2 protein-coding genes are annotated in these 3,701 nt (G+C 58.6%); one reads left to right on the top strand and one right to left on the bottom strand.

Going from position 1 to position 3,701, the window contains the following annotated elements:
- Window positions 1-46: 46 nt before the first annotated feature.
- The gene (locus AB9K37_RS00440) at window positions 47-2,935 is read right to left on the bottom strand and encodes a Tn3 family transposase (RefSeq protein WP_369835100.1); all 2,889 of its coding nucleotides are present in this window, start codon (window positions 2,933-2,935) and stop codon (window positions 47-49) included.
- Between the two features lie 120 nt (window positions 2,936-3,055).
- On the opposite strand from AB9K37_RS00440, the gene AB9K37_RS00435 reads away from it, so the two are divergent.
- Window positions 3,056-3,667, top strand: a complete 612-nt coding sequence (locus AB9K37_RS00435; RefSeq protein ID WP_369835099.1) for a recombinase family protein — start codon at window positions 3,056-3,058, stop codon at window positions 3,665-3,667.
- Window positions 3,668-3,701 lie beyond the last annotated feature (34 nt).

Here is a 3,701-nt window from a genome sequence, read left to right as displayed (position 1 = left end):
GGGGTCTGCTCCGGCTGAGTGCAGAATGACACCCTAAGACCGGAGATCACCTGGTTTTCCACCTGTATTCGCCTGTGAGCAGGATATGCGCCCATCCGAGGGGCGAGATATGCGCCAGAAGGTCTGACGAACAGTCGAGACCGGCGCGCTTTCTGGCTGCAACTGCGTGGCCAAGATGCTTGGTATTCCAATAAATGATGATCGCGGCCAGCAGGTTAAGCCCTGCCATGCGATAGTGCTGCCCTTCAGAAGTTCGGTCTCGGATTTCACCCTGGCGACCGATACGGAGGGCGTTTTTCAGCGCATGATGCGCCTCACCCTTGTTCAGACCAATTTGTGCGCGGCGCTGCATGTCGGCGTCCAGTAACCAGTCGATAATGAACAGGGTGCGCTCAATCCGCCCGATCTCCCGTAAGGCAACAGCCAGCTCGTGCTGACGGGGATATGATGCGAACTTCCTCAACAACTGGCTGGGCGGCATGACACCCGCCGCCATGGTAGCGACGGCGCGCAAAATGTCTGGCCAGTTTTCCGTGATCAGCTTTTCTCTGATCTTACCGCCGACCAGCCCGCGGATTTCCTTCGGCGCCGTAGCGGGGTCGAAGAGATAGAGCCGTTTTGACGGCAGATCGCGGATGCGGGGAACGAAGCGATAAGACAGGAGTGCGGTTGCGGCGAAGACATGATCCGTGAAGCCGCCGGTGTCGGCGTATTGCTCTTTGATCTTCTTCCCCACCTCGTTCATCAGCAGGCCGTCCAGAATGTATGGGGCCTCGTTGACGGTCGCAGGGATATTCTGTGTGGCAAACGGGCCGAACTGGTCGGAGACATGGGTGTAGGCTTTCAAGCCAGGCTCCTGTCCATACTTCGCGTTGATGAGGTTCATCGCCTCACCATGCCGCGTTGTTGGAAAGAACTGACCGTCGCTTGAAGCGGTCATACCGCCGCCCCAGAACTGCGCCATCGGCAATTTGGTCTGCGCCTCGATCACCTTGGCAAGCGCCCGGTTGATGGCATCGCTTTCAACATGCCATCGGGACAAGCGCGAGAGTTGGAAGTAGTCATGTGAACTGGTGGCCTCGGCCATTTTGCTGAGGCCAAGGTTCAATCCCTCAGCCAGCAACACGTTTAACAACCCGATGCGATCCTTGCAGGGAACGCCGGTGCGCAGGTGTGTAAAAGCTTCGGTGAAGCCGATATCGTCATCAACTTCCTGCAGCAGATCGGTGATCCGGACGGCAGGCAGGCGGCCATAGAGATCAAGCACCATGCTATCAGCATCCGCCGGGATTGCTGCCGTCAAACGATCAATCTTGAGAACGCCGTGCTCGATTGAACCGCCGGGAATCGCGCCGGTTCGCGCGGCCTTGGCCAAACGCGTCATACCTTCCGCCACCCTTTCCTTGCGATCATCGAGCCAGATCTCAGGTTCGAACGGCATCGTCAGGCGAGGGCACGCTTTGGCTGTTTCTATCGGCACCAAAGCCTGTTTCAGATCAGCGTAGCGCCGGGAGTGGGGCAGCCAGATATCGCCAGATCGGAAGGCTTCACGCACCTGGAACAACACGGCGACCTCCCAGAGCCGGTTGTCACCTGGATCCTGAGTATTGAGGTGTCGATGCCATTTCGAGGTTCGGCGCAAGAAGCCAACCTGACGGGGTGCATCAGTTTGATCCTGGGCGATAATTTTTGTCGCTTGCATCAAGGGCGCCGCCACCGGGGCGGCGCAGATATCGAGCGCCCGCAGCATTCTTGGGGCATAGCGCCGGAACCGGTGATATCCATGAACAACATGAGACAGGGCGTCAGCCGCCATCGTGTCAGTCAACTCGGCCGCGGTTGTCACCATACGTTCGAGGTGAGACCAGCCACACGCAACTTCGACGGCGGCATCAAGGGACACGCCATCTGCCTTTGCCTCCAGCAGGGCAGCACCGAGATCCTTGAAAGAACGTAATGTCTCACGCAGCGAAGATCTGGCATCCGCGATGCGCGCGTCGGATAACCTTTTCGCATCGCGCCAAGTCTTGCCAACGATCCGGTCATGGGTCTCGATCACGGCATCGGCAATGGCCGCCTTCCATTCCACAGCGCAGACGGCAAGGATCGCCAGGCGCCGGTCACTCGTGATGTCGCGCAATCCGTCGGCAAAGTAGCGCTCGCCCTGGCGGCGCAGGCGGGTGATCCGATGTGGTGGTACATCGACCAGAATGTCCGGTGAGAGGCCCAGGCCCTGCAAAAACTCTAACCTGTCCAGAAGCCGCGATGCGCCCGCCGAGTTGCCGCCCACCTCAAAACGCCGGAGCCAAACGAACCGGGTGACATTGCCGTCCACAATCTCGGTCAACAGCGTGTCCAGTTGGTCCTTGACCCGGTCATCAAGTTTGGCGGTGATCCGGCTTTCAATTCGGCGTTCGGCCGACACCAGGGCATCGGCGCAGAGCCGCTCGATGACAGAGATGCCGGGCAGGATCACCTGCGACCGGCGGCACTCTTCGACAAATCGGCGCGCCAGGTCTTCGTTGGATCGGGCAGTTTCAGCCTCGTTCTCAAGCCAGGAGTTCAGACTGCGCGCGCCTTGACCAGAGAACATCTTGAAGCCGTAAATCTGGCGCAGGGCGTGGAGGTGCTGCTGACGGGTTTGCCGACGTGCGGCATATGGCAAGACATCGTTGCCGGTCAGGCCCAACTGAGCCGCGATGAAGCGCAATACCTTTTCCGGGATGACCTCCCCAGATGACAACAGCCGACCGGGATAGCGTAGGGCGCAGAGCTGTAGGGCAAAACCGATCTTGTTCTCCGGTCGCCGCCGTTCGTTGATGTGCTCGATATCGTCGTCTGCCAGTGTGTAATGCCGCAACATCAAGGTTTCGTCAGTCGGTAGATCAAAAAGCGCCGTACGCTGGCGCTCGGTCAAAATGGTGCGATGCGCCATGTTTCTTTTGCTTTCTATTTGGGGATTGCTTATCGATGATTGTGTAATGGATTAAGGAATAAATGCCATGCCCGAAAGCTGGGGGTTTCGCCGCATATCACAAACGTTCGTTTGTGAAACATGCTGATCGGATACGCGCGCGTCTCAAAAGCCGATGGCAGCCAGTCGCTTGACCTACAAAAGGACGCTCTTGTTGAGGCGGGCGTCGATGAAAAGCAAATCTACTCCGATCAGGCCTCGGGCAAGAAAGACGACCGCCCGGGCCTCGAAGCTTGTCTGAAGGCTTTGCGCGACGGCGACGTCCTAGTCATCTGGAAGCTGGACAGGATGGGCCGCAGTCTGAACCACTTGGTGAAAACGACGACCTTACTGTCAGAGCGCGGTGTCGGCCTGAAGGTGCTGACAGGCCAGGGGGCACAGATCGACACGACCACCGCAGCCGGTCGGTTGTCATTTGGCATCTTTGCAGCGCTCGCTGAATTTGAAAGCGAATTGATCCGGGAGCGCACAATGGCTGGGTTGCAAGCCGCCCGCGCTCGAGGGCGCAAAGGCGGGCGAAAGTTCGCACTCACCAAATCCCAGGTCCGGATGGCACAGGCCGCAATGGCCAACCGGGACACATCCGTTTCAGAGCTGTGCAGTGAACTGGGCGTGAAACCCGTCACCCTGTACCGATACGTCGATCCCAAAGGCAACCTGCGCGAATATGGAGAACGCGTCCTCGGCGCTTAAGGTGTCATTCTGCACTCAGCCGGAGCAGACCCCA

Source organism: Donghicola sp. XS_ASV15, from assembly GCF_041224595.1.
GTDB lineage: Bacteria > Pseudomonadota > Alphaproteobacteria > Rhodobacterales > Rhodobacteraceae > Donghicola.
This window is presented reverse-complemented; position numbering and strand designations above follow the sequence as displayed.

What these genes read in the sequence shown, in the direction of transcription:
- AB9K37_RS00440 (WP_369835100.1), bottom strand. Translation starts at nt 2,935, where the DNA reads ATGGCGCATCGCACCATTTTGACCGAGCGCCAGCGTACGGCGCTTTTT.
- AB9K37_RS00435 (WP_369835099.1), top strand. Translation starts at nt 3,056, where the DNA reads ATGCTGATCGGATACGCGCGCGTCTCAAAAGCCGATGGCAGCCAGTCG.